The 25,336-nt window shown below is 66.6% G+C and carries 20 protein-coding genes; 3 read left to right on the plus strand and 17 right to left on the minus strand.

The window, feature by feature from the left end; all coding sequences use genetic code 11:
- Positions 1-6: 6 nt before the first annotated feature.
- On the minus strand, positions 7-1,584 hold the full coding sequence (locus ACW4LP_RS08935) for an ABC transporter substrate-binding protein (RefSeq protein WP_009608954.1): 1,578 nt from the start codon (positions 1,582-1,584) through the stop codon (positions 7-9).
- 595 nt (positions 1,585-2,179) lie between these two features.
- Here ACW4LP_RS08935 and ACW4LP_RS08940 point away from each other — a divergent pair.
- Positions 2,180-2,674: a helix-turn-helix domain-containing protein gene (locus ACW4LP_RS08940; RefSeq protein WP_175282520.1), complete on the plus strand. Its 495-nt coding sequence runs from the start codon at positions 2,180-2,182 to the stop codon at positions 2,672-2,674.
- On the opposite strand, the gene ACW4LP_RS08945 is transcribed toward ACW4LP_RS08940, so the two are convergent.
- The 11 genes from ACW4LP_RS08945 to ACW4LP_RS08995 all read right to left on the minus strand — a co-directional run bounded on the left by ACW4LP_RS08945 (position 2,671) and on the right by ACW4LP_RS08995 (position 14,404).
- On the minus strand, positions 2,671-3,822 hold the full coding sequence (locus tag ACW4LP_RS08945; RefSeq protein WP_022738130.1) for a C40 family peptidase: 1,152 nt from the start codon (positions 3,820-3,822) through the stop codon (positions 2,671-2,673). The genes ACW4LP_RS08940 and ACW4LP_RS08945 overlap by 4 nt on opposite strands.
- Positions 3,823-4,269: 447 nt before the next feature.
- Complete coding sequence (locus ACW4LP_RS08950; protein ID WP_009305522.1) at positions 4,270-6,579, minus strand: VirB4-like conjugal transfer ATPase, CD1110 family; 2,310 nt, start codon at positions 6,577-6,579, stop codon at positions 4,270-4,272.
- On the minus strand, positions 6,560-6,943 hold the full coding sequence (locus tag ACW4LP_RS08955; RefSeq protein WP_009305523.1) for a PrgI family protein: 384 nt from the start codon (positions 6,941-6,943) through the stop codon (positions 6,560-6,562). Before ACW4LP_RS08955 ends, ACW4LP_RS08950 begins: the two co-directional genes overlap by 20 nt.
- Positions 6,944-7,046: 103 nt before the next feature.
- Positions 7,047-7,886 (minus strand): hypothetical protein, encoded by an 840-nt coding sequence (locus ACW4LP_RS08960; RefSeq protein WP_009305524.1) that lies wholly within the window; start codon positions 7,884-7,886, stop codon positions 7,047-7,049.
- Positions 7,887-7,920: 34 nt separating this feature from the next.
- Positions 7,921-8,253: a hypothetical protein gene (locus ACW4LP_RS08965; protein WP_009305525.1), complete on the minus strand. Its 333-nt coding sequence runs from the start codon at positions 8,251-8,253 to the stop codon at positions 7,921-7,923.
- Positions 8,237-10,057 carry a VirD4-like conjugal transfer protein, CD1115 family gene (locus tag ACW4LP_RS08970; protein WP_009608917.1) on the minus strand — a complete coding sequence of 607 codons (1,821 nt, stop codon included), beginning with the start codon at positions 10,055-10,057 and terminating at the stop codon, positions 8,237-8,239. Before ACW4LP_RS08970 ends, ACW4LP_RS08965 begins: the two co-directional genes overlap by 17 nt.
- Complete coding sequence (locus ACW4LP_RS08975; RefSeq protein ID WP_009305526.1) at positions 10,054-10,920, minus strand: ArdC-like ssDNA-binding domain-containing protein; 867 nt, start codon at positions 10,918-10,920, stop codon at positions 10,054-10,056. Before ACW4LP_RS08975 ends, ACW4LP_RS08970 begins: the two co-directional genes overlap by 4 nt.
- A 3-nt stretch (positions 10,921-10,923) precedes the next feature.
- Entirely contained in the window at positions 10,924-11,649 is a 726-nt protein-coding gene (locus tag ACW4LP_RS08980) for a PcfB family protein (RefSeq protein ID WP_009305527.1), read from the minus strand.
- Positions 11,624-12,970: a relaxase/mobilization nuclease domain-containing protein gene (locus ACW4LP_RS08985; protein WP_009305528.1), complete on the minus strand. Its 1,347-nt coding sequence runs from the start codon at positions 12,968-12,970 to the stop codon at positions 11,624-11,626. The genes ACW4LP_RS08980 and ACW4LP_RS08985 overlap by 26 nt, the downstream gene beginning before the upstream one ends.
- Position 12,971: 1 nt before the next feature.
- Positions 12,972-13,301, minus strand: a complete 330-nt coding sequence (locus ACW4LP_RS08990) for a MobC family plasmid mobilization relaxosome protein (protein WP_009305529.1) — start codon at positions 13,299-13,301, stop codon at positions 12,972-12,974.
- Positions 13,302-13,435: 134 nt separating this feature from the next.
- Positions 13,436-14,404, minus strand: coding sequence for a toprim domain-containing protein (locus ACW4LP_RS08995; protein ID WP_009305530.1), 969 nt, complete (start codon positions 14,402-14,404; stop codon positions 13,436-13,438).
- Positions 14,405-14,542: 138 nt separating this feature from the next.
- On the opposite strand from ACW4LP_RS08995, the gene ACW4LP_RS09000 reads away from it, so the two are divergent.
- Positions 14,543-15,565, plus strand: a complete 1,023-nt coding sequence (locus tag ACW4LP_RS09000; RefSeq protein WP_009305531.1) for an Abi family protein — start codon at positions 14,543-14,545, stop codon at positions 15,563-15,565.
- Positions 15,566-15,737: 172 nt separating this feature from the next.
- A complete protein-coding gene (locus ACW4LP_RS09005) occupies positions 15,738-16,658 on the plus strand; it encodes a DUF4238 domain-containing protein (protein ID WP_223901145.1) in 921 nt (306 codons plus the stop codon).
- Here the strand turns inward: ACW4LP_RS09005 and ACW4LP_RS09010 are convergent.
- The 5 genes from ACW4LP_RS09010 to ACW4LP_RS09030 form a co-directional block, all read right to left on the minus strand.
- The gene (locus tag ACW4LP_RS09010; protein ID WP_009305533.1) at positions 16,621-17,964 is read right to left on the minus strand and encodes a DNA cytosine methyltransferase; all 1,344 of its coding nucleotides are present in this window, start codon (positions 17,962-17,964) and stop codon (positions 16,621-16,623) included. The genes ACW4LP_RS09005 and ACW4LP_RS09010 overlap by 38 nt on opposite strands.
- Entirely contained in the window at positions 17,961-18,506 is a 546-nt protein-coding gene (locus ACW4LP_RS09015; protein ID WP_009305534.1) for a DNA N-6-adenine-methyltransferase, read from the minus strand. The genes ACW4LP_RS09010 and ACW4LP_RS09015 overlap by 4 nt, the downstream gene beginning before the upstream one ends.
- Positions 18,497-19,165, minus strand: coding sequence for a DNA cytosine methyltransferase (locus tag ACW4LP_RS09020; RefSeq protein ID WP_173011775.1), 669 nt, complete (start codon positions 19,163-19,165; stop codon positions 18,497-18,499). The genes ACW4LP_RS09015 and ACW4LP_RS09020 overlap by 10 nt, the downstream gene beginning before the upstream one ends.
- A gap of 113 nt (positions 19,166-19,278) precedes the next feature.
- The gene (locus ACW4LP_RS09025; protein ID WP_224768026.1) at positions 19,279-24,219 is read right to left on the minus strand and encodes an N-6 DNA methylase; all 4,941 of its coding nucleotides are present in this window, start codon (positions 24,217-24,219) and stop codon (positions 19,279-19,281) included.
- A complete protein-coding gene (locus ACW4LP_RS09030; RefSeq protein ID WP_139912926.1) occupies positions 24,147-24,512 on the minus strand; it encodes a TnpV protein in 366 nt (121 codons plus the stop codon). The genes ACW4LP_RS09025 and ACW4LP_RS09030 overlap by 73 nt, the downstream gene beginning before the upstream one ends.
- Positions 24,513-25,336 lie beyond the last annotated feature (824 nt).

The raw sequence follows: 25,336 nt of genomic DNA on the forward strand, positions 1-25,336 counted from the left end.
GATTCGCTAAGCGGAGAGGGTTGCCTTGGCGAACAGAGGCACCGAGAGCGTGATGTCTATGCCGTCGAGGCCATCTACCTGCCCGCTCAGATCGGCGCAGTATCCCCAAACGATATCGCCGCCCTCGGCCCAGAGACGCTCCTGTGCTTGGTTGAGGAGTTCCGCCCGGTCGGCCTCATCCACTGCCGAGGTTGCTTGGGCCAAGAGGGAATCGTACTCGTCATCCTTCCACTGGCTGAAGTTGTACGGCGAGCTGCCACCGGTGTACATGACGGCCGAAGCGATATACGGGCGATTGATGAGATAGGTTGCGAAAATCTGCGCTCCGTAGATGTTGTTCATGTCGGAGAACAGCGTCGTCGGATCGATCTCCTTCACCGACACCGTGATGCCCGCCTTCTCCAGCTGGGCTTTGAGCATCTCTGCAGAATCGTTGACGCCGGTGGTGGTTTCGGCGGTCGTGATCTCGAGCTCGGTCACGCCCTTTTCTTCGAGCACCTTCTTGGCGGTGTCGAAGTCGTAAGCACGCTGCTCGAGGGAATCATTGTAGCCCGGCATACCCTGGCCAAGCACATCATTGCCAACCACACCCGCAGAGCGGAAGATGGTGTCGTTCATGGTCTGGCGGTCGACGATAAGCTTGAGGGCCTCGCGTACCTCGGGATCATCGAAAGGCGCGGCGGACGCGTTGAGGCAGAAGCGGAAAGAACTCGAATTCTCGATGCCGCCGTTCAAAACGTTGAAGCCGGACTGGCCTTCGAGCGTGGCCGCGTTCGTCGTCGAGATTTGGTGGGCGAAGTCGACCTCGCCGCTCGTGAGCGCCGTGTACCTCGTCTCGGGATCGGTGATGGGGACGATCTCAACCGTGTCGATGGCCGGAGCGCCTCCCCAGTAATCGGCGTTCTTCTCAAGCACGGCTCCAGTGTCGGGAGAGAAGGAAACGAGCTTGAAGGGCCCGCTGCCGATGTCGCCAGAGAAATCGTCGCCGGCGCTGCCCGCCGGGAACACGAAGGTGACGGCGGAAACGACCTCGTCCCAGAAGGTGGCTTGCGGCGAGAGAAGCTGGAGCGTGAACGTGCGCTCGTCCACAACCGAGCTGCCCTCCCAATCGACGTTCGCGTAGAACGACGAGTACATGGGTGAGGTGCCGGCGTACTGGAGGCTGTAGAGCGCATCTTCAGCCGTGACGGTCTCGCCGTCATGATACTTCACACCGTCCTTAAGGGTGACGGTCCAAGCGCTCGCATCCTCGTTGGGTTCGATGCTTTCGGCAAGCGAGTTCTCCACCACGCCGTTGCGCAGGAGGATAAGCGAGTCGTACACGTTGAGCGCAATCGCCAACGGAAGAAGCGTGCTGAAGGTGGCTGGATCCAACGTGTCCGTCGAGCTGCCCATCATGGCAACCCGCAACGTCTTGGGCGTCTCATCCGACTGAGAAGCGCCCTCGCCGGAATCACTGGTGCCCGACGAGCAGCCAGCAAGCAGCGACCCCGTGCCCATGGCGATGGCGAAGCCTCCCATCAGCTTCACGCAGTCACGGCGAGAAAGAACCCCTTTCCCCAGCATTGTTTCATCTTGTGACATATCCGCTCCAATCATTTTTTCATATCATCCCGTACATCAGCATCTATTCCTTTATATTTAGATAGACACTGTCCAATTAGAACAAGGACATTATAAAGATAAAAGGTTTCTATGTCTAACTTTTTTGTTGGTGGCTTTCGATTGAAACCTGCACAACCGTTCTTTTAAAGCCGTGTTTTACAAATCAGTTTTAGTTTGATTAACAGAAAAACTGGTTTGATACCCGGCTCGGCAATATGTCGTAAGCGAGTAGTAGAGAAGTGTATTTGAAGCGACGAAGGGGGTCTCCTGATATCCTCAGAATCAAATCGGTCTCTCCAGCCCACTAGCTCCCTGCACGCGCTTTTTTGCTTGCAGGTGGCAAAGATTTTTTAGCCATGTGGTCAGAAAGGCACGCTTTGCAAATAGCTTGCGATTACGCCCTCTTCTTTTTCTGATGGAGACAGTGAAAAGCATGCATCCCGGGAGCAATTCGGTTTGAGAGCAAAACAACGCAGGCGCCAAAAGGAGGTTGGCTTGAGGGAGTTCGACCTTGAAGACTAAATCCCCCAGGGCTTATTGCGCTGGCAGCGCCAACCGAGGTAGGTGCCCAGCCGTGAAGGAGGATGCCATTACTCAAAAAGTAACGGAGTGTTGCTATCGACTAAGAGACCGCCTCTTCAAGAAGACGATGGGGAAAGCTTATGGCACTCCAGCGTCAATCGAACACGATAGCAGCGGGTCAGAAAGAGAGACAGCACCATTTTCTCTGCTTTCTGCGAAGTACGTCTTGAAGCTTGGCATTTCAAAAAGCGAGTTCTGCAGACGTACTTTGCTGTCGGAGAAAACTTACGAGCGAATCAAATATGGTCAACTTGCAGATCGTCCTAAACCAGAAACAGTGATGCAATTTTGCGTAGGCCTCGGACTCTCTTTGGAAGAATCCGAGAATCTTTTCAATGCGGCGGGTTATTACCTTGGAGGGTGTAAGCTTCATGAGGCATACAGAGAGTTGCTGTCCATGAACGACAGCCTAACCATCTACGAGTGCAACGATGTTTTGCGTCATTTGGAGCTGCCTTTATTGGCAAGATGGATAGAGATTTCTTAGAAAGAGCACGCCCCATACCCCATAATGAAAGGGCTTCCGACGCCGTAGGCGCTTCTCCTGCACGCATCGTCCGAATTGCCTTCGATGGTGCGCACGGTGGAGCCGTCGCACGACTCCACGATGCCCACGTGGTCGGAGACGCCGTCTCCGTCCCAGTCGAAGAACACGATGTCCCCAGGCGCCGGCGCGCTGCCTCCCGGCAGCCAGCGGCCTGCGGCCTTGAACCACTGCACGCCCGTGGGGCAGTAGGAGAACTTGGGCACCGCGCCCGAATCGATGTACCCGCACTCGTTCGCACACCAGCTCACGAAGCACGCGCACCATTCCACGCGGCTCTCGAACCCGTACCATGACCAGTACGGCCTGCCGCCCACGTTGCCCAGCTGGCTCGAGGCGATCTCCACGATGTCGGCGGCGCCGCCCGCGATCCCGTGGAGTACGGCCCGCCATGCGGCGTCGTGGCGCTCGTCCAGAAGCTCGCGCAGCGTTTCGAGTTGCCCCGCGTCGAACCCGTAGGCCGACGCCATCTGCTCCGCCGTCTTGGCCGAGAGCGTGACGCGCAGCACCTTGGCGGGCGGGGCGTCTTCGCCGTCGGAATCGCTCGGCTCGGCTTCCTCTATCTCGGTTTCTATGGAGTTCATGTCCCAGAACACGGCGCGCAGCGCGCCCTGCCGCGCGGCGTCGAGCGTCAGAACGTCGAGCGGGTTCTCGGCGTCTGCCGCCAGCTTGACCGCGAACACGGCGAGGGTTTCCTTCCACGGGCTCTTGCCGCCCGAAACCGAAACCTCGTCGCATTCCGCCGACGCCTTGGCCTCCTCCACCTTGGCGGCGTGCTCGGCGTCTATCTCCGCCACCACCTCGCGGAGCGGGGGGTTGCCGTCGCCTATGTCGCCGCCCATGAGGAAGATGCCGAACGCCGAGGTGGCGACGAACGCCGCGAGGCATGTCACCACGACCACTGCGGCAGCGGACGACCCAAGACCGGTGAGCGCCGCAGTTGCCGCCCGCGCCTGGAGCGCGGCCATGCGCGCGAACCGGCCCGCGCTGCTTGCCGCCCGCCGCGCGGCGGCGTTCGCGCCCTTCGCCGTAGCTTTGCGGGATGCCCGGGCCGCGCGTGCGCGCGACGCCGCCTGCGCCCTCGTGCGCATGGCTTCTCGGGCGCGCGCGTTCGCCGGCCGGGGCGCCCTCGGCGAAGGGCTCGATGCTTCGCGGCTTGACCCGCAGGATGCCGCGCAACCCCTCGGCGTGCGACGTTCGCCGCGCTCTGCGGACGGGAAGGTCGTGCGCGCGCGTTCCTTGGGGACATTGCGCCGCCGGATTGCGCGGGCGACCCGCGCACCGTTCGCTGTGGCCGCGAAGCCCTCGTGCGCCGTTCGCTCCGATTCGCCGCGCGCCGCCGCCCAGCCGCCTTCGGCTTCATCGCCCCTTCGTTCGCGTGTGTGTGCGGGGTTTGCCGCCTTCGCCGTTTCGCCGACGCGCAGCGCTGCGGGCCGCGCCGCCTTTTGGAGAAGCGCCGCGCGGTCGAGGGTCTTCACGTTCCTGGCGACGACGCGCTCCTTGATGTCGCTCGGCAAGGCGGCCTCCTTTCTGCTTCGTCACTCCCCGGGCTTAGTGGTCATGAGGCGGTAGAGCTCGGTGTCCCTCGGGAAGCGGTTGGCGAACGGCACGATGGCGCCGCCGTAGCGCAGGAGGCCGCAGCCCGCCTCGGCGTTGGTGATGTAGCCCATCTGCTCTCGGCTGATGTTGAGGAGTTCGCCCAGTTTCCCGCGGTCGGCGGCCGCCTGGTTGAGCATGACGATGAGCTCGGAGTTGGAGAGCATCGTGGAGGCCAAGACCGAATCGAGCAGGTACTCCACGTTCTGCGTGATGGCCGTGGGGTAGGCGTTGCGCTTGCGGAAGCGGCGCCACGCGCTGTTGAAGAACGCGCCGGAGTACTCGTTCTCGAACACCACGTGGAACTCGTCTATGAAGATGTGCGTGCGCCTGCCCGCGCGCCAGTTGTCCGTCACGCGGTTGAGCATCGCGTCGGTGATGACGAGCAGCCCCATGGTCTTGAGCTGGCGGCCCAGGTCCATGATGTCGTAGACGAGGAGCCTGTTGCGGGTGTCCACGTTGGTTGGGTGCGCGAACGCGTCCAGCGTGCCCGAGGTGAACAGCTCCAGCGAAAGCGCCAGGTCACGCGCCTGCGGCTCGGGCTGGGCGAGCAGTTTGTCGCGCAGGTGGGCGAGCGTGGGCGCCTCGCCGCCGCGCAGGTAGTCGGCGTACACCGCCGAGGTGCAGCGGTCCACGACCGACTTGGCCTGCGGCCCCAGTCCCCGGCGGTCGAGCTGCTCGAACAGTGACAGCACGAACTCGCTCTTGTCGGCCACGGGGTTGCCTCCCTCGCCGTAGCCCTCCACCATGTCCATGGCGTTGATGTGGTGGGGGCTGCCCGCCGCGATGCGCACCACCTCGCCGCCCAGTGCCTCGGCGAGCGAGGCGTACTCGCGCTCGGGGTCGCATATCACTATGTCGTCGTCGGTCGAGAGCGCAAGCATAGCTATGAGCTCCTTGGTCGAGAAGCTCTTGCCCGAGCCCGGCACGCCCAGCACGAACGCGTTGGGGTTCAGGAGCCGCGACTTGTCGCACAGGATGAGGTTGCGCGATATGGCGTTCTCGCCGAAGTACATGCCGCCCTCCTCCATGATCTCCTGCACGCGGAACGGCATGAGCACGGCGAGGCTCTCGGTGGTGAGCGTGCGCATCGCCTCGATGCGACGCACGCCTATGGGCAGCGCGGTTGACAGCCCGTCGAGCTGCTGGAAGCGCAGGACCGAGAGGCGGCACAGGTGCTTGCGCGCGCACGAGAGCAGCGCCTCGGTGTCGGCGTCGAGCTCCTCGGGCGTGTCGGCAAAGTGGACGAGCGTCACCGTGGCGAACATCATGCGCTGGTCGCGCGACATGAGGTCGTCCAGGAACTCGCGGCTCTCCTTGCGCTGCTGCTCCATGTCGTAGGGCACGGCCACGTTATAGTTCATGTTGGCGTTCTGCCGGCGCGTCCAGTTGGTGATGTTCGTCTCCACACCGAGCAGTCGCCGCTCCACCTCGCGCACCGCCTCGTCAGTGGGCACGGGGACGACGTCTATGGAAAGCGCCATCGCGCGCCTCGCGTCGGTAAGCTCGGCCAGAAAGCCGTCCTTGATGTAGGACGCGTAGTCGGTCAGGTACAGGGCGCGCGCCCAGCGGCCGCCCACCCGCAGGCGGTCGGCCTCAATGCCCGCGCCCTCGGGCGCAACGGCGTCCTTGAACGAGTGCCCCCGGCGCATCGAGGCGCGCACGTCGATGGGCAGGTCGTCGGCGCCGCCCCGGTAGAAGCCCCTCAGAAGCCGCAGCTTGCCCTCTGCGTCGAGCTCCTCGCAGTGCGCCCCGAGGCGCGCGAGGTGCGCGGCCGTCTCCGCCGACGCGCGGTTGAAGTAGGAGCGGGCCTCCTGGATGCTTCTCCCTCCCACGGCGATGGTAAGGTATATCTCGCGCACCATGGAATTCGCCCCCGTGGCCTTCTCTATGAGCATGGCGTTGTACTCCTCGCGGTAGCGGTCGAGCCCGTCGCCCTTGGGCGGTATGAGGATGCGCCGCCCGAGGGCTTCGGCGTCGAGCCTGCGCACCGCCACGGTGACCTTGGCCCGCGCGTCGGAGTCGAAAGAGTTGAGCAGGTCCGAGTAGCCCAGGAACATGGCCTCCTTATCCTCCTTTGACGCCGCCGCGTAGTTCACGTCGCTCACGCGCCAGGTCTTCGCGTACTCGCCGTCGTCGGTGAGGCACACGCCGTCGGGCCAGATGCGGCGCACGGGCACGGCGTCCTCGGCGGTTTTCGGCGGGACGAACCGCGTGCCGCCTTTGCGCCGCCTAGCTGCGAGTGCGGCCATGATGCCCTCCTTTCTCGCGGCGGATGCCCTTCGCGCGATGCGGCGTGCAGACGGCCTCGTAGTACAGGTTCTGCGGGCGCGCGGGCAGTTCCTTGGGGGTCAAAAGCGCGTATTTGGCCCACGCCCACGCCGCGCGTTCGACCGCCATGCCGTGCCAGGTGACGAACCCCAGCGCGGCGAACGGGGCCGCTCCCGCGATGCACGCCCAGGAGAGCTCGTCCAGTCTCAGGAAGGGCGACAGCCCGAAGTAGAGCCCCACGGCGGCGACGCAGGCGAGCAGCGCGAAGACGCACTGCCGAAGCGACATGCCGAAGAACACCCCCTCGGTATACTCGCGTATCTCTCGGTTGACCTTCACTTCCACTTCTTGCTCCTCTCTGCCTGCGCGGCGAAGCGGGCGCGTAAAGCGCCCCGCGCGCGGCGCGGGCAATGTGTTCGTTCGGTTGTTTCGGGAAAGGGGAGGGGCGTCAAAGCCCCATCATCTCGCGCACCACGCGGTCGGCCATCTTGACCATGCCCGTGAGCACCAGCATGTTGAAGGCAAGCTCTCCCACGTACGACCACACCTGCGTGACCACGGGAGCCTCGGCATCCACCACCGGCGGCGCCGATGCGAACAGCGAGAATATGACGCATGCGAGCAGGATGACCGCACCCTCGAGGCACACGGCCCCGTAGCTTTTGAGGAACGCCTTGCCGACCGACTGACTCGGCTCGCCCGCGAAGGTGGACAGGGGTATGGGCGCGAGCGCGGTGTACATGTATATCTTGAAGAACCTGCCGTACACCGCCAGTATCATGATGAACGAGAGCACCGTGACGAGCAGCCCGCCGAGCAACGTCACCGCCCACAGGGGTATGGCGTCGAGGAAGCCCACGTCCTCGATGGCCTCCACCATCTCGCCAGGCAGCGCGGCGGGCGCGGCCGACGCAAAGCCCGCAGCATCCATCATGTCGCCGATGAGCCCCTGCACCACGTCGAGGAACGCCATCATGAGCTCAAGCCCGTAGACGACGGCGGCGTGCGCCAGCACGAACCGCACGAACAGCTTCAACACCACCTCCGGGCGCTTGGCCTCGGCGAACGAGCCGCAGGTCTTCACGAGGCCCGACAGGAAGAACAGCACGAGGAGCGCGAGCGCCACCGCCTGCACGGCGCCGTGGATGGAGAGCACCGCGTCCCATATCCCGCCGCCCCGGAAGTCGGCGGGCGACGCCGTGAGCAACCCCACGATCTCGCCCATCTTCTCGTTCCACGTGTCGAGCGCTCCCTGGAGGTTGCTGACCACCCAGTTGTCCGAATCCAACGGCCCGCCTCCTTTCGGGGCCCGCGCGACGGGCCTATCCGACGATGATATCCAAGATTTCCTTCGCGAACGTGATGACCACGCCGCCCGCCAGGGTCAGGAAGCCGTTGGCGCGCTGGGACGGGTCGTGGCTCTTGAGCGACATGCCCACCTGCACCACGCCGAAGCCGAGCAGGATGAGCCCGACGCTCCTGATGAGCCCGAAGATGAACGTGGAGAGGTTGTCCACCGCCGCTATCGGGTCGGTCGCCGCGAACGCGGCGGGCGGCTCCAGCGCCAAGGCCGAAGCGGCGCAGACGGCGATTGCCGCCATGAGCCGCGCGCGGGCTGCGGGGCGGGCCTTCTTCCCCTCAGTGGTCTTTCTCATGCGTTGGTTCTCCTTTCCCGCCCGCCGCCTCCGCCGCGAGCGCTGCCTCGGCCTCCTCCCCGTCGAGCACGACGCAGCCCGCAGGCGCGGCCTGCGCGCTCGCGGGGGCAACGCCTTCGTAGGGCGCCACGGCGGCGCTTGCCAGCGGGCAGGCGCCGTGCTCGTAGGGCGGCGCGCCGCCCTCGGGGGTGAGCCGCGCGGCGGGATGCCGCGCTATGTCGAGCTTTAAGTCGATGATGGGGCGCTCGCCGCGCACGAAGAGCAGCGCGCGGGAGTTGTCGAGCATGCGCACCTCGTCGGGCGTCATGAGCTCGCGCCCCGAGATCTGCTGGTTGGTGGACCAGCTGCCGCCCCTCCCGGTGGTCCTGCCGTGCGTGTCGAGGTCGATGGTCTCCTTGCCCAGAAGCTCGCTGACGTACTTGTGGGTGGATTGCTCGTTGCCGCCCAGGTACAGGAACTCGTCGCAGTTGCCGACGATGGACTCCCACTGCTTGTCGAACAGCGCCCGCAGCTGCGCCATGTTCTGGATGATGATCGACGCGGACACCCCGCGCCCGCGCATGGTGGAGAGTATCTTCTCAAAATCATTGGGTAAGCTCACGTTGGCGAACTCATCCATGAGGAAGTGCACGTGCACGGGCAGCTGCCCGCCGTGTTTTCCGTCCGCGAGCGCGAAAAGCTGCTGGAACAGCTGCGTGTAGAGGACGGACACCAGGAAGTTGAAACTGGTGTCGTTGTCGGGTATGACTGCGAACAGGGCCACCTTGCGCTCCCCGAGCGACGGCAGGTCGAGCTCGTCTGTGGCGGTGAGCGACGCCAGGGCGTCGAGGTTGAACTTCTCCAGCCTGGAGGCGAGCGTCACCTGGATGGATTTGAGCGTCTTGGCCGAGCCGGAGCGGTAGCTGCGGTAGTATTTGAGCGCGATGTGGCCAGGGTCCCTCATCTCCAGCCGGTCGAACAGCTCGTCGAGCACCGAGGCGTAATCGTCGTCGTCCTCGCGCACCTCGCCGGCGCGCAGCATCTCCATGAGGGTGGCGTAGTTGCGCTCCTCGGGCGGTGCCTCGTGCACGAGGTAAAGCAGAAGCGCCAGGTGCAGCATCCCGGCGGCCGTGTCCCAGAAAGGATCCTGGCTCTGCGCGCCCTTGGGAGTCGTCGCCTTGAACAGGTTGGTGTTGAGCCGCTGCGCGTCCGCGTCCGACTCGATGTAGGAAAGCGGGTTGTAGCAGTGGGACCTCTCCATGCGCACGAGGTCGAGCACGCGCACCTCGTAGCCCCTCGATTCGAGCAGCCCGCCCACGGCGCGCACGATCTCGCCCTTCGGGTCGAGCACCACCATCGATGTGTTGGCCTGGCAGGCGTTGGGCAGGCTGAACCCGCGCGTTTTGCCTGCGCCCGAGCCGCCCACCACGAGCGTGTTCATCGAGCGCCTGTGGGCGTGGGTGTCGTAGCTCATGCGAAAATTGCGCGTGAGCAGCTTGTCGCCTGCGGGGTCGCGCCCCCGGTAGCGGTGGCAGATGCGGCGGGCGTCACCCCACCGGGCGCTGCCGTGCTCCTCGCCGGGGCGCAGGTTGCGCCGGGTGAGCAGCCACGCCGCCGCGCAGGCGGCATACAGGACCAGGAACAGCAGCGCCCATCGCGCGCCGCCCGCCGTGGGCTTCGTCGAAAAGGGATCCGAGAACGCCGCGATGAGCGAGGCGAGCGACCCCCCGCCGTCCAAGGCGGGGGCGGCGACGAACCCCGCCCACGCCGCCAGCGGCGCGGCGAGCGCGGCGGCTGCCGCCTCGCCAGCCGTCGGGGGCCTCATCTGCCCTCCGACCTGTCGCGCCGCCTTTCGGGCGGGGCCATGCGCTCCGACACGTCGCGCGCGGCCTTGCCGATCTCGCCCAAGGCGTCCCTCACCTCGCGCGCGCTCGCTTCCGGTGGCGCGGGCGCGGCGACGGCTCCCGAACATTCGAGTCCCAGGCGGCGGGCGGCTATGCCCGCCGCGAGGTCGGCCTTCGCGGCGTGCGTCTCCCTGTCGTAGGCATCGAGGCCGAGCGCCATGCTGGCATGCGCCGCCTCGACTATCAGCGCCGAGAGCAGCTGCGGCTCATCGAGCCCTCGCTGCACCCGTATGGCCCCCGAGGCGTGATCGTACTCGGCGGGGACGCCGCCGAGGTCGTCAACCGGCTCTATTCTCGTCGGCGAGCGAGCGACCAGCGCCGCGAGCGCGGCGTGAGGGTCCACTCTGCGCGGCAGGCATGGCCGCGCGGTGGTCTGCGACACGTCGAACACCTTGCGCACGTCGTACAAGACGCCGATGCTGCCGTCGTCGCGCACGTACTCCTTGACGGGTTCGATGATGGGGATCGCCTTCTGCCCGCGCCTCACCGACGCTCCCTGCCTGCGCCAATGCTCAGCCGTGCCGACGCGCGTCGCGTTCGGTATGCGGTCGGCTATGAGCAGGATGTTCGTGGCGGAATGGTGGGGCAGCTGCGCCGCCACCCGCATGTACGTCTCCAGCGCCGCTGGATCCGAATTCGCGCGCAGCGCGGCGGCGTCGGCGCGGTCGAATGCCTCTTGGCGCTCGCTCTGCTTCCGCTCCGCCCACGCTTGCTTGTCGAACTCGCCTTCCGGCGCGAATTCCCGGCTACTGCGTTCTTCCATCATCCGGTAGATATCTTGCATGCTCTACCTTCCTTTCTCCAGGGCGCGCGCCATGGGCTTGCGAGTCGCATGCGCTTCGCCGCTCATTTCGCGTGCCGCCGATATGGCGCGCATCTCCGCGCGCACGGACAGCCTGCCGCAGCGCTTGCGCGCTGCCTCACCATCCTTTTCTGAGAGCCGTTTTCTCGCGGATGTAGGCCCTGACGGACGGCTTTCCGCCGGGGCTTGCGCTAAAGGGGAGGCGTCGCTGTCGCCCGGCGATGCCAGCAAATCATCGAGGAGCGCCGCAGCTTGTTCGGGTGCGCGCGGCGCCTGCGCGGCGTGCGCGCGCCCATCGTGCCGATTCCCCTCGCGCGGCTCGGGCGCTTCGCGGGCGTCGTCTCTCATGCGGCACAGGCCGAGCCTCTCCGCGATGCGGTTCACCTTGCTCGCGTCCTCGGTCCGCACCAGAAGATCGACGGATTCGCCGTCCTTCTGCTTCACGACGGCGTATGCGATGCCGTAGCGTCGGGCCTCCTTCGCGAACCCTTTCAGATCGTCAAAGCGGATGGGGAACACGCGCAGCTCACGGCCCGATTTGAGCATCGCCGAAAGCCGCGCCCTGCCCTTGGTTTTCTCGTTGCTCGCCGCGGCCGCCAGCAGCATGGCGGCCGCGTTCTTCGCGCCGGCGCCCGTGATGCGCAGCGCCACCTCGGTTCCCTCGAGCGTCATCCTCACGATCTGCTCAGCAGCCTCGCTCGATGCGTCCATGACCTTCCACCTGCCTTTCCTCTCTGTTCGCTTCGGCGCCCTCGATCTGCGCGATGCGGGCCGGCAGCTCGGCGCTTCTTGCCCGGATGCGCGCGCAGGCGCGCGCCTCGCGCCTTGCGCCCCGCAGCTCCGACGCTATCTCGGCGATGCGGGGGTTTGGGGGCGCGGGGGATCCCGCCGCCTTGGAGCGCCTCGCCTCGTTGCGCAGCGCGCGGCGTTCGGCCTGCAGCGCCTCGGACTTGTCGGCCAAGGCTCTTTCGTATGCCGCCAGCTGGGATCGCGTCTCTATCCCCTCGCGCGCGAGCAGCGCGAGCTCCCCCGATATGGCTTCGAGTTCGCGCAGATCCTCGCGCAGCAGGAAATGCGCCCGCCCGCCTGGCGCCCTCTGCCTCTTCGCGCCGTTGAGCAGCGCCATGTACCTGCGGTACAGGCTCACGAGCGTGCCCTTCGGCACGGGCGGGCGCTCCTTGGGAGCGGGCCTCGGCCTGCCGAGGGGCAGGCGCTGGCGGCTGTTGGCGAGGATGCGCGCGCCGATGCCCTCCTGCGAGTACGCGTCCCCGAAATTGCGGCGCAGGCGCACGAAACGCTCCTTGCCGGGCGGGCGCACCGATATGTCCTTGCCCACCTTCACGTCGTAGCCCATCGCGCGCAGGTTCGCGTGGAACTGGCGCATGCTCGCCGCACGCCCTACGGCCTCGTCCACGTCGGCCTTCACGAGCGAGCGCCACGTGGGGCGCCCCTCGCGCTCGGCGCGCCATTCGGCGTGGTGGCGCGCGCCGCCGCGCCCGGGGCTCTCCACCACCGAAAGACCATGCTCCCGGCACAGTTCGTCGGACGCTTCGCGCATCGCGCGGTAGCAGGCGGCGTCTCGGTGGAAGCGCCTGCCGTCGGCGAAGGACACAGAGTTGACCACGAAGTGGTTGTGGAGGTGGGCCTTGTCCAGATGGGTGGCCACCACAACCTCGAAGCGGCCGCCCCACAGCTCTTGGGCGAGGGCGACGCCCACCTCGTGGGCCGTGGCGGGGTCGGTCTCGCCGGGCGCGAACGCCTGGTATCCGTGGAAGGCCACGATGCCGCCCGTCTTGCCGTATTGGCGCTTGGTCGCGTTCATCTCTTCCAGCGCCGTGGCGGGCAGGCAGTTGACGCCGGTCACGTACAGCTGCCGCTCAGTCTTGCCGGGGTCGGCGGCGTAGAGGATGGCGGCGCCCACGCCCTGGAGCTCCCACTCGTCGGGCGAGCCTTCGGCCTTGTCCGGGTTCCCGGCGTACCCGAGCACGCGCGCCAGGCGCCCTTCGACCTTCCAAATCGACGTGACGGCCACCTCATCGCCTCCTTCCCGGCTCTTTGACCGCCGCCACGATCTCGCGGAGCGCGGCTTCGAGCCTTCGCGCCTCGGCGTCGTAGCGGGCGGCGTCCACGGTGCCGAGGGCGTGGGCCTTGCGCGCGATCTGGTTGAGGTTGTTCCCGATGGCGTGCAGCTCGCGGGTCATCGCCAGGTAGTCGGGCGGCGGCTTCGGCCTCGGGTCGATGCCCCCTATGAGCGCGCGCAGGTACGCCTCCTGCGACCAGCCCGCCCTGCGCGCCGCCTCTTTGAGCCGCGCCAGCTCTTCCTCCGTGAGCCTCACCGTGGCCTTGCGCGTGCGCCTTTCCATTCGCCGCCTCCCTTCGCGGGGTTGCAGGGGGTGCCCCCTGCGTCTGCCGAGCGCCAGCGCTCGGCGTTGCTTGCTGGTACGCGACGGTTTTCCGCCGCCTCGGCGGCGGACTTCGCAACCCGCCGAAAGAAAGATCACCTTCCCCTGTCGGGCGCTCGGCCTCTGGAGCGGCGGGCCAAGAGGAACTCATTCACGTCCTTACCCTCCGGGGGAGGCTCCATCGACGCCGCCACGCCGCGAGAAGCGGCTGCGCGCGCGATCTCGCGGGCGGCCCGCCTGCCCGCCTCGTCGTTGTCGAGATGCAAGGCCAACGAGGCGATGTATGGGCGGTCGTCAAGATGCTGCGCGAGGGCGAGCGGCAGCTTCGGGGCTCCGTTGCGCGCATGGGGGACCGACACCCCGCCGAGGGACAGCATCCCCAAGCTGGCCGTCTGCTTGCCCTCGTGCTCGAGGATGGTCGCGTAGGAAAGCGCGTCTATGGCGCTCTCGAAAACATGGAGCACGCCGTTGTTTCGGACGCTTTGCAGGGAGAACGCGAAGCGCTTGTCGGATCTGGGAGCCTCGCCCTTGAAGCCTCCCTCGCACGAGCGCAAGGCCGCGTACCTCGGAACGCCCGTGCGGTCCCTGCCGACGAACACCGCGCACGCGACCCCGCCGCGCATGGTGCCGTAGACGTCTCCGGCATCCACGAGGCCCTTCAGCAGGCTGCGCGAGATGCCGCGCGATTCGAGGTACCGCATCGCATCGTCGTCGGCGCACCGGCGTGGGAGGCGAAACGCCGGGCGCGGCGCGCTCGCCGGTGGGGCGGCATGCGCGGGCGGGGATGCTCTCGCAACGGCAGGGCGGTCGGCCCGCAGATGCTCCACGGCGTCGAGGAAGGCCATGTCGCGCACTTTGACGAGGAAGTCGAGCGCGCTCCTGCCGCCGAGATCCCGGCTCCACCAGAACCACTTGCCGTTGGAGATCTTAAGGCTGTCGTGTTCCTTCGTGCAGTAGACGCCGGGCGAAATGCGCACCAGCTCGTCGGGTTCGCGCTCTTGCAGGTAAGTAAGCAGGTCAACCCGCTTCACTTCAGCGATGATTTCAGGGTCGACGTATGGCATGTTTTCGTCCTTTTCTTGTCTTCGGATTTGCCTGTGGCCGCCGGAGCGGCGCGGCGTGCCCCCATTCGCCTTCGCTTCGCCATGCCGATTCGAGATGCGCGGAACGCGGCGTGCCCAAGAGACGCTGAAAGGGGTAGAATGGCGGGCATGGTGAATCCGAGTGAAACATACACTGCATGGAGCATCGGGGAGGGCGCGCACGAGGTGACGGGGCTCAAGCCGATGCTGAACCCGGAGGAGCAGGTTGCGCTTCTGAAGGCGAAAGGCGTCTCGTTCGAGCGATGCGGCGAGGAGCAAGCCGCGGACGCTTTGGCCCGCCGGGGAACCTTCGTGCACCTCGCGTCATGCCGCAGGCTGTTCCAGAAGCACGCGTCCGGCGACGACCGGGGGAAGTACGTGAGGCTTGACTTCGCCGACCTGCTGGCTCTCGATGCGCTCGACGACGAGCTCCGCAAGGCGTTCCTAGCTGTCTCGCAAGACGTGGAGCGGCTGGCCAAGACCTCCATGGTGACGCGCGCCTCCAGGCTCGACGACGAGGACGGCTACGGCATAGTCGCCGATTTCATGAGGGCGCAACAGAGGAGATACCGCAGCTACATCGAGCGGGATCTCTCCTCGCGCATGTCCGCCGGCATCGTCGGCGACGTTTACACCGGGCGCATCATCGGCCATTACCGAGACGCGATGCCCGTATGGGCGTTTTTGGAGGTGGTCACGTTCGGAACGGCGCTGGCCTTCTGCCTGTTCTGCTCCGAGCGATGGGACGACGCCGTCATGCGGGAGGAGCACTACATCCTCAAGGGCGTGAAGGCCGTGAGGAACTGCTGTTCCCACGGCAGCTGCATAGTCAACGGGATGGACGGCTCCAACGAGTGCGATTACGCGCTTTCCAGCCTGGTCTACGATTGGCTCGCCGAGAAAGGCGTCGGCAACAGCAAGACGCGCCGCGCCAAGTTAAGGAACCGTCGTATGCAGCAGCTCCTCGAGACGCTCGTGATGTTCGACCGATTGGGAGGGCCGGCGCTCTGTCCCCGTTCGACGGCGCTGCTGGAAGGGCTGCGCGCGAGTCTTCTCGGCACGTGCGAGAGCTACGGCGTCCAGAACGGGTTCGTGTCGTACCTGAGGTTTCTGGCGAATCTCATTGACAAGGCGCTCGGCTGATGGCACCATAACCTCAGATTCAAAAACCTTCGGGTTTTGTATGGGCCAATCCCGCTGGGATTGGCTCTAGTTTTTTGGGCTTGGTTGGCTCTCACGTCGCTTCAACTGCGTCTTCCGAACCGACGTCCGGCAGATCGCCCTCGTTTGCCCGACGGCGGAGCTCGGTTTGGCGGTGACTTCCATGAACACAAAAGGGCCGAAAAAGAAGAAGCAGCATTACGTTCCGAAGTTCTACTTGCGTGGGTTTTGCGGGAGCGGCGACACGGTGTTCGCGCTAGATAAGGAGTCGGGGGGAATATTTACACCCTCGGTTGGCGATTTCTGTGCGGAGAGGTACCTGTACGAATCCCTATCGAACGACCCCAACTGGTACAAGGGGAAATTCGTCTATCCGAACTACACTGAGGACGGCCTCTGCGAACTGGAGAGCGCTTTTGCCCCCGTCCTGAAAAGGGTGGCGGCCCTGTGCGTGCCGAACGCCCCGTTCACGTGCGTCGGCGATGACGACGCGAGAATCATCGCGTCTTTTGTGGCGAATGCGATTGCTCGCCATCCCAGCGTGTTCAAGCCCCTCCGGAATGAGCTTATGTTGTCGGCTTCGGAAGAAGACCTCTCTCCGTATCGCGACCTTATGAGGGCTCTGGGGCACGAGGGCGCGTTCGAGGGGGTGGCGGCGGAAGGCGTCACGCGCCGCCTGCTGCTAGATACGGGCGACGGGTCCTACCAAGGGCTCATCGTAGGAGAGCTGCTCGAAATGGAGGGGATCGTCCTGCGCGCGCCCGGGTGCGCCTCGTTCGCCACCGCGTCTTTCCCCGTCCTCCCCGTTGTTCGGGAAACAGGGGGGCGGGATCGCCTCTCCTCTCTGTACTGCCCTATCAGCCCGAATGCGGCCGTCATCTACGGCCCCGGCCCCCGTCGGGGGATGGGAGGTTGCGAGCTGCTCGGCGCGCGCGATGTCGTCAGGCTCAACGCCGCCTACTTCGAGGCGGACTTCGTCCGCTTCGTCGTAGCGAAGGACAGGCGGACCCTGGAAGAGGCCCGCTCTTTCGCCGAGGCTAAACGGCCTTCTCCACCCTCTCGCCGATCCATTTGACGACCGGGACGGCCATGGCGTTTCCGAGGGCTTTGTAACGACGGCCGTCCGGAGCCGGCTTGCCGCGGAACTCCACGTTCGTCCAGTTGTCCGGGAAGCCTTGCAGCCTCTCGCACTCCAACGGCGTGAGCCGCCTGACCGCCGGACCCTGCAGGACGTGGCTCGCCTGCTTGACGCCGGGATGCGCGGCGAGCGCGCCCACGTGGCTGCCCGACCCGCCGACGAAGCGCACCTCGTCGCGCGTGTTCTGGGCGAACGCCGCGACGGGGCCCACGCACGACGGGGAGCCGCCCACCTTCAGCGTGCCCGCCAGGTCCACGTCGCACGCCGCGTTGGCCGCGTCCCCCGAAAGGCACGCCATGGGCGGCCCCTTGGCGGCGTTCGCCGTGAGGCACCCGCACAGGCCGTCGCCCACGTGCGCGTTCGCATGGGTGGACGCGAGGCACAGGGCCTCGCGCGGCGGCCCGCCCGCAGGCAGGGCCACGGCGTGGCGGTCGGCGGCGGTGAGGGTGTACATGCCTTTCTCGTCGGGGTCGCAGAAGCCCGCGCCATTGCCCCCGTTTTCAGGCTTTCGGCCTATGGAGTTGCCAACGATGCCGTAGACGGCGGGCGCGTGCCAGTCGGCCGTGAGGGTGGGCGATTGCTCGGCGGCGTGGCCTACCGACCCGCTGGCGGGGGCGGCGGAGTACTTGAAGCCTGCCGTTCGAGCGCCTCCTCCAGCTGCGGCGGCAAGGAGCGCCCTCTTCTCCTTGCCCGGCGGATGATCCCAGCGCATGCAGTGGGGCTCAAATAGTACCTCGCAGGCACGGGCGGCGCTTCCAAGCACTCCGACAAGAAAGACACGCTCGCGTCGCTGGGCCAAGCCGAAGAATTGCGCGTCCAGAATTCTCCATGCCAGACCGTACCCGACCTCATCCATCGCCCGGAGCAGGCATCGGAAAGCCTCCCCGTTCTCGCTCGAGAGCGCTCCCGGGACGTTCTCCCAGACAAAGCATCTCGGCATGACCTCACGTACAGCTCGAATAAATTCGAGCATGAGGCCCGACTCGCCTTTGAGCCCCGTTCTCTTTCCGGCGACGGAAAAGCTCTGGCACGGGCTTCCGCCGATGACAACGTCGATCTCGCCACGCATCTCCTTCCACTCGACCTTCGATATATCTCCCAGGTTGGGCACGCTCGGGAAGCGAGTAGCGAGAACCGCGTTGCAGAACGGGTCGATCTCGCTGAAGGCGACCGCCTCCCAGCCGAGCGGCCCCCACGCGCAGCTCGCCGCCTCTATGCCTGAGAAAAGGCTCACGTACCTCACGAAGCCCCCTTCCCGCCGCGCGCTGCGGCGTTGGCTATTGACGACACCTTGCCGGGGGCGGCGCCCTCCCCGAACACGGCGACCATGCTCGGAAAGGGCGCGGGGCCCTGAGCGACGCCGGCGAGCTCGAACCTGATGCGGCCGCGAACGAGCCTTATCTCTGCATGGCCGAGGATGTAACGGAGGAACCACTCGGTGTCCGTGCGCGCCGCCACCAGCAGCGCGACCGTCGTGCGCGGCTTGGCGCCCTCGATTGCCGCCTTGCGCGCCCATGCCCCGACGCCCCGGCCGTAGGGCGGATTCACCCACACTCTCTCGCCGCCCCAGTCAGCCGCGAGCCCGTCGTCTCGTTTGGTGAGGTGCCTTTCGCATTTGGCGTTGGCGTCCGAGCTCGCCGCGTCAAGGGTGAAGTGGAACTCGGAATCGAGCGCCGAGAACAGCCACGCGGGGGTCTCCCAGTCGTCGCGCGCCGACGAGAAGGCCGCCCCGCCGGCGCCGGTGAAGCCGCCTGGCGGCGCTGCTGCCGCGCTTTTCACCGGCATAGCCCCGCCGCCTTTCGGATGGGCACCTCGCGCTCGCACACGTCAACGATGTGCAGGCACAGCCTCTCGGGGATGCGCCCGCGCTCGCGCGCGTTCGCCAGGCCCTGCGTGCCGGACTTCGACCCGCGCGGCGCCGACTCGTGGCAGGGCGCCCCGTTGCGGCACGGCGGGCAGAATCGCGGGTCGGAGGCGTTCGTGAATATGTCGGTCGGCTTCATGGCCCTCGCGCCGTATTGGCAGTAGGTGACGGTGTGGCGGGGGATGACCGCCATCATGTCCTGCTTGCGCAGGCCCGCGCGCGGGTTCTCTATGAAGTAGAGCGCCGGCCTCAGATCGCGGATGAGGCGGAGCATCGCCAGATCCACCCGGTCGCATTTGAGCGCGTAGTCGCTCACGGGGTCCAGGTTGCCGGTGTTGGCGTTCTTGCGCCTGTGGCGCGATATGCCCGCCATGGAGAACGTGGCGCAGTCCGGCGACGCCCACACCACGTCGGGCCGGCCGAATGCGCGCAGGACGTCCGGCGCTTTCAGGAACTCGATGTCGGCGTGGAGGTCGGCGGGCAGCGATTCGTCCCACTCCACCGAGAACACCTCGTGGCCCCGCTTTTCGAACGCCTCGCCGATGGAGCGCGTTCCGCTGAACAGTTCGAGCACTTTCATAAACATTCCCCCTTCGCGAAAAGGAATGCCCCGGCGTTGCCGCCAAGGCGCTCCATCGACCGATTCCGGTTTGCCGGCGATGAGGCGCATCTCGCGCGGCGCGGTGTGCGCCCTCACCGTTCGAACTCCTTTTTCTTTTCGGCACGTTCCGGCTCATGACCGTCGTCGCACAGCTGCTCGGGGCCGCTTTTTCCCACGTCGAGCAGGGCGTCGAGCTCCGCGAGGCGGGCGGACTTCTCTTTCAGCTCGCCTTCGTGGGGAAAAGGTTTGGTGGCCTCGGTGCGCGCAGCCTCCATCTGCCTGCGGGCTTCTTCGAGGCGCGCGCGGCACTCGTCAGCCTCCGCGCCCATCTTGGCGATGGCGTTGTCCAGCCTCGTCACGGCGCCTGCCGCATCACCGCCCAGCTCGCATTTGTGCTCGGCTTCGCCGACGATGCGCATCTCGAACGCCGCGCTCATGCGGTCGAACGTCAACTCCAGGGAGAACCCCCGGTACGACCCGAGCGGCATGGCCCCCGTCTCGGTCATCTCGCCGCGCGCCGCGAGCACCGCCTCGCCTGCCGCCGCACGCTCCCGGAAGGCGGTGCCGCGCACTTCCATCGAAAATGCCTCCTTCGTCGGCGGCGGGTTCGCCCTTGCCTTCGCGACATCGGCCTCCAGCGATTCGAGGCGCGCCGACAGCGACGCCATGCGCTGCGGGTAGTCCTTGGCGGCCTTGTCCTCCAGCGCGTACTTCTGCGCTAGGTGGTCGGCCTTCAGCATCCGCAGGCGGGACACCTCGACATCGAGGCCCATGCGCTCCTTGACGAGCGGGTTTCCCGTGGCGAGCGCTTTGAGCTCGGCGTAGGAAAGCGCCGCCTCGTCAACGTCGGCGGCTGTGCGAACGGGCGACTTCGAGGTCATGACCTGCGCTATGAATCGCTGCTTTCCCTCTACGAGCTGGTAGAGGTACGCGTCGAAGGTGCCTTCGGTGACGTAGCGGTACGCCTCCACCTCGGCATTCATGTTGCCCTGGCGCTCGATGCGCCCGAGGCGCTGCTGGAGGTCGGCGGGGCGCCACGGGCAGTCGAGGTCGTGGATGGCGGCGAGCCTGCGCTGCACGTTGGTGCCCGCGCCCATCTTCTGCGTGGACCCCATGAGGATGCGCACGGCTCCGGCGTTCACCTTCCCGAAGAGGGCGAGCTTCTTCGCCTCGGTGTCGGTGTCGTGGATGAACGCCACCTCGCCCTCGGGCACGCCGCGCGCCACGAGCTTGCGGCGCAGATCGTCGTACACGTTGAAGGACCCGTCGCCCTTCGGGGTGGAGAGGTCGCAGAACACGAGCTGGGTGAGCCTTTCCTCGGCGCCGTCGCGCCATATGCGCAGCACGTTCTCGCAGCAAGCGTTCACCTTGCTGCCCTCGAAGTCGGGCAGCGCGGGGTCGGCGAGGCGTTGGTCGAGGGCTATCTTGCGGCCGTCGTTGGTGATGAGGAGCATGTTGTCCTTCTCGGCGGGCACACTGCCCGCCCTCACCGCCTCGGCGCGCTCGGCGAGCCCCGCCACCAGCTCGCGCTGGACGGGGGAGGGCTGCACCGCCACGTTGCGCAGATGCACCTTGGGCGTGGGAAGCGCCAGCGTGTCCGCCGTCTGCACGTCGGCGACCTGTTTGAACATGGACATGAGCTCGGGTAGGTTATAGAAGCGCGAGAAGCGCGTTTTCTGCCGATAGCCCGTGCCTTCGGGGGCCAGCTCCAATGCCGTCACTGTCTCGCCGAACGTGGACGCCCAGCAGTCGAAGTGGGAAAACCCCAAGCGCTCCAGCTCGCCGTATTGCAGGTAGCGCTGCATGGTGTAGAGCTCCGCCATCGAGTTGGACACCGGCGTGCCCGTGGCGAACACCGTGCCGCGTCCGCCGGTCTGCTCGTCGAGGATGCGGCACTTCATGAACAGGTCGGAAGACTTCATGGCCTCGCTCTGGGCGATGCCGCTGACGTTTCGCATCTTGGTGTGGAAGAACAGGTTCTTGTAGTAGTGGGCCTCGTCCACGAAGATCCGGTCGACGCCGAGCTCCTCGAACGTGAGCACGTCGTCCTTGTCGGTTTGGTCAGCGAACTTGGCGAGTCTCACGTTCAGGCGCTTCTTCGTGATCTCCATCTGCTTCACGCTGAACCGTTCGCCGTGCTGCGCCTTGATCTCGGCTATGCCGTCGGAGAGCTCGGCGATCTGGCTCTCTATGAACGCTCGCTGACGCTCCACCGATACGGGTATCTTCTCGAACTGGGTGTGCCCCATGATCACGCCGTCCCAGTCCCCCGAGGCGATGCGGGCGCAGAAGCGCCTGCGGTTGCGCCGCTCGAAGTCGCGCTTGGTGGCCACCAGCAAATTGGCGGCGGGGTAGAGCCTCAGCCATTCCGACGCCCACTGCCCCGTGAGGTGGTTCGGCACGACGAACAGGGGCTTGGAGCAAAGCCCTATGCGCCGCAATTCCATGGCGGCCGCCGCCATGGTGAATGTCTTGCCCGCTCCCACCTCGTGGGCGAGAAGCGCGTTTTTCCCGTAGAGGATGCGGGCGACGGCGTTTCTCTGGTGCGGCCTCAGCTCTATCTCGGGGTTCATGCCGGGAAACGCCAGGTGCGAGCCGTCGAACTCGCGCGGGCGGATGGCGTTGAACCGCTCGTTGTAGGCGGCGACCAGCCTCTCCCTGCGCGCCTGGTCTGAGAACACCCACTCCTTGAAGGCCGCCTTGATGGCCTCCTGCTTGGCGAGCGCCACCGCCGTCTCCTTCTTGTTGAGGACGGGTTTCTTCTTGCCGTTTTCGTCCTCGACGTAATCGACCACGCGCGCGTCCTTGAGGTTGAGCGTCTCCTCGATGATGTGGTAGGCGCTCATGCGGCGCGTGCCGTAGGTCGACAGCGCGCGCACGTTCGAGCCGTCGCGGCCCTTGCCCTCGATGCGCCACTGCGCCGTGGCGGCGGAATACCTCACGGCCACCTGTTCGCGGACCCAGTAGGGCGGGTCGAGCAGGTGGAGCACGAACTCACGCACGTCGTCGGCGGGGATCCACGTCGCTCCGAGGCGCACGCTTATCTCGGCCGCCCCCAAATCGGGCGGCTGGGCGCAGCGCAGCGCCTCGATATTGGGAATGTACGAGGGGTCGGACGCGGCCGTCAGCTCGGCGATGCGCAGCTTCGCCCGCACGTTGCCGGAGAGGTATTCGTCGGCGGGCTGCCAGACGGGCTGCTCTCCGGTCGCCGTGGGAACGCGGAATATGGCGCCTTTCAGCGCTTCGGCCAGTTCGTTTTCCCCCATTCCGGTCAACCTCGCCATGTAGGGCAGATCGACCCGTCCGCGTTCAGACAGCGAGGCAGCCAGCGCCGCCTGGGGGTCGTCGGCGTGCGTCACGGGCGCGTTGGGCCGTATCGTGCGCTTGGAGAACATGTCCGCCTTGCGCTCGAAGTTCCCCTCGCCGTCGAGGATCTCCAATGCGCACAGCAGCGGGTAGGAGGAATCCTGCTTGAGCGCGGCGGCGTTCGCGCGCGAGTTCAGGATGCCGTGCTTCGCCGCGTAGGCGTCGTAGAGCGCGTTGAGCCTTGCGCGCTCAGCCTCCACCTCCGCATCGGGCGCGCCGTCCTTTTCGAGCGTTATGAGCCGTCGGGCGCAATCCCGTAGGGGGATCATTCCCCCGATTCGCTCAGCGGCCGCCTTCGAGGGATTCTGCCGGTGCATGAGGGGACCCATGCGGAAGTAGAGGGCGCCGCCAGATTCGGCGTAGGACCAGTCGCGCACGTCCGGGTCTGCGGGGATGGCGTCGCCGGGCTCGCTTTCGGGCGCATCCCATTCGGGGATGCGGGCGGTCATCTTGCCGAGGGCTTCGCGCAGCGCTTCTTCCAAGTCGGTGCCGGGCTTCGGCCTGCATTCGGAGTCCGCCCGCCCGTAGGCGTTCGTCGTCGCGGCGAGCTCGCCGAGCACCATGTCGGGGTGGGATGCGAAGTAGGAGTTCACGTCGATGCCCGCCTCGACGCGCTCGGTGTGCGCCCATTCGGGCTCGCAGACCTCGGCGCGCTCGCGCTTCTGGAGGATGACCACGTCCGCCGTGACTTCGGCATGCGGCGAGAAGGCCGTGTTGGGCAGGCGGACCGCTCCCACGAGCTCGGCGCGCTCGGCGATCCTTCTGCGGGCGGCGGGATTCTTCTTGTCGAGCGTGCCTTTGGACGTGACGAAAGCCACGATGCCTCCCGGCCTCACCAAGTCGAGCGCCCTCGCGAAGAACCAATCGTGCACGAGCAGCCCCTCGTCCCGATGGCGGGGATCGTCGACCTGGTAGCTGCCGAAGGGCACGTTTCCCACCGCGACGTCGAACGATTCGTCGTCGAGGTCTGCGTGCTCGAAGCCGCCGTGGATGATCTCCGCGGACGGATGGAGGGCGCGGGCGATGCGCGCGGTCAGGCCGTCGAGCTCCACGCCGACGAGGCGGCAGCCCGCAAGCGCCTCCGGCATGGCGGCGAAGAACGCGCCCGTGCCGCATGACGGCTCCAGCACCCTGCCGCCCGAAAGCCCCATGCCCCGGATGGCCTCCCATATGGGGCGCGCGATCTCCTGCGGGGTGTAGAACGCCGTGAGCGTGGAGGCGCGCGCCGCCGCGTACTCCCCGTCGGAGAGCAGCTGGCGCAGCCGGGCCTTCTCGTGCGCCCATTTCCCCGATTCCTCGTCGAACGCGTCGGCGAGGCCGCCCCAGCCCACGTAGCGCGCGAGCGCTTCGCGCTCTGCGGCGTCGGGCGGGCGGCCTTCCCCCTCGACGGCGACGAGCGCTTCGATGGCCGCGATGTTGCCGCGCAGCCGCCCGAGCGGGGTGGCGAGCTGTTCGGGATACTCATTTGCCCCATCGTCGAACGAGAAAGCCAGCTGGCCCCGTTCGGGCGGCTTTGCCTCGGAACGGCGGGAGGCGGGCTTGTCGCCCGCCTCCCTTCGGCTTGTCTTGGTTTTCTCTTGGCCGCGCTGCTTTTCTAGGCGTACACGACCTTCATCGCCGCCGCTTCGCGGGCCGCTGCCGCCGCCTCGGCCATCTTCGCCGCCCACGCTGCCGGATCCGCCACCTTCGCCGCTTCGTCCAACCCCCTGCTCTTCGCCACGCGGGCCGCCAGGTCGTCCGCCATCGCCTCCGCGAGGGCTTCCGTCTCGGCCAGGTGCCTCGCCAGCGCCCCCTGCGCCAGCAGGTCCGCCCGCAGCTCGGGCTTGCTCGATCTCAGGTATTCGTCCCTCATCAGCGCGAACGGCCCCAGGTTCGCCGCCGCTTCCTCTTCCGTTGCCAGGGTCGGCAGCAGAAGACCACCGCCCTCCCTGTACGCCATCTCCATCGCCTCTCCTTTCATCGGGCTCTTTTGCCGGATTATGGACGGCGGCGGCCAAGGGCGCAAACGTGCGATGGGATGCTTCCGGGGCTCTTTCCCGCATCGCGGGGGCTATCGTGCGCAGGACGGCTGCGGCGGCGCTTGCCGTGCGGCAGCCGAGCGCGTTCATCGCCCGGACCGTGCCGAACATCGGCAGGGCGTCCGCCGCGCGCGGCGTGATGAGCGCGCCGCCTTCGATGCCGCAGCGCGACGCCGCCTCGTAGGCGGCAGATGCCGCCGCGAGCTCCAGAAGCAGATCCCCGGCCTCGGGGGCTTCGAGGCGTTCCAGGCCGCTTCCGCCGCGCGCTTCCCCGATGGCCGCGACGGCCGATTCCGCGTTTTCGCGTACGGCGGCGCTCGCCGCCTCGGCGATGGCCTCGATGGTGCCTTTCCTGGCATCAGCCCCGAAGGATTCATGGAGGGCGCCGACGATGGCCGCCTCCTGCTCCGGGCCGCCAGCCCAAAGCGGCAGCGGGCGGGCGGCGCGCCCGGGCGCCGTGTCCGACACGTCGAAGTAGTAGCGCAACCGCCCCGTTCCCGGGGCTCCGAACACGGCGATTCCGACTGATCCGCGCTTCACCCGCCGGCCGAACAGGGCATCCCAGCGCTCCAATTCCAACACCGCCTTGGCGTCCGGGCGCTGCGCGTGGACGAGCGCCTGCTCCGGGAAGGGCAGCTTGTAGTTGCGGCCCGCCGATTCGAGGAACGCCTTCCACGCCTCGGGGCTTTCGCTCAAAGCGACGAGGGTCGTTCGGTAGAGTTCTTCAATGGTCCGGTACGTGCTCGCCACGCGTCACCTCCTCGGA

This window comes from Adlercreutzia sp. CNCM I-6215, from assembly GCF_977072315.1.

What these genes read in the sequence shown, in the direction of transcription:
- ACW4LP_RS09030 (WP_139912926.1), bottom strand. Translation starts at nt 24,512, where the DNA reads ATGAAAGGAGAGGCGATGGAGATGGCGTACAGGGAGGGCGGTGGTCTT.
- ACW4LP_RS08945 (WP_022738130.1), bottom strand. Translation starts at nt 3,822, where the DNA reads ATGCGCACGAGGGCGCAGGCGGCGTCGCGCGCACGCGCGGCCCGGGCA.
- ACW4LP_RS09000 (WP_009305531.1), top strand. Translation starts at nt 14,543, where the DNA reads ATGGCGGGCATGGTGAATCCGAGTGAAACATACACTGCATGGAGCATC.
- ACW4LP_RS08995 (WP_009305530.1), bottom strand. Translation starts at nt 14,404, where the DNA reads ATGCCATACGTCGACCCTGAAATCATCGCTGAAGTGAAGCGGGTTGAC.
- ACW4LP_RS08950 (WP_009305522.1), bottom strand. Translation starts at nt 6,579, where the DNA reads ATGGCCGCACTCGCAGCTAGGCGGCGCAAAGGCGGCACGCGGTTCGTC.
- ACW4LP_RS08975 (WP_009305526.1), bottom strand. Translation starts at nt 10,920, where the DNA reads ATGCAAGATATCTACCGGATGATGGAAGAACGCAGTAGCCGGGAATTC.
- ACW4LP_RS08935 (WP_009608954.1), bottom strand. Translation starts at nt 1,584, where the DNA reads ATGTCACAAGATGAAACAATGCTGGGGAAAGGGGTTCTTTCTCGCCGT.
- ACW4LP_RS09015 (WP_009305534.1), bottom strand. Translation starts at nt 18,506, where the DNA reads ATGCCGGTGAAAAGCGCGGCAGCAGCGCCGCCAGGCGGCTTCACCGGC.
- ACW4LP_RS09020 (WP_173011775.1), bottom strand. Translation starts at nt 19,165, where the DNA reads ATGAAAGTGCTCGAACTGTTCAGCGGAACGCGCTCCATCGGCGAGGCG.
- ACW4LP_RS08980 (WP_009305527.1), bottom strand. Translation starts at nt 11,649, where the DNA reads ATGGACGCATCGAGCGAGGCTGCTGAGCAGATCGTGAGGATGACGCTC.
- ACW4LP_RS08965 (WP_009305525.1), bottom strand. Translation starts at nt 8,253, where the DNA reads ATGAGAAAGACCACTGAGGGGAAGAAGGCCCGCCCCGCAGCCCGCGCG.
- ACW4LP_RS08990 (WP_009305529.1), bottom strand. Translation starts at nt 13,301, where the DNA reads ATGGAAAGGCGCACGCGCAAGGCCACGGTGAGGCTCACGGAGGAAGAG.
- ACW4LP_RS08970 (WP_009608917.1), bottom strand. Translation starts at nt 10,057, where the DNA reads ATGAGGCCCCCGACGGCTGGCGAGGCGGCAGCCGCCGCGCTCGCCGCG.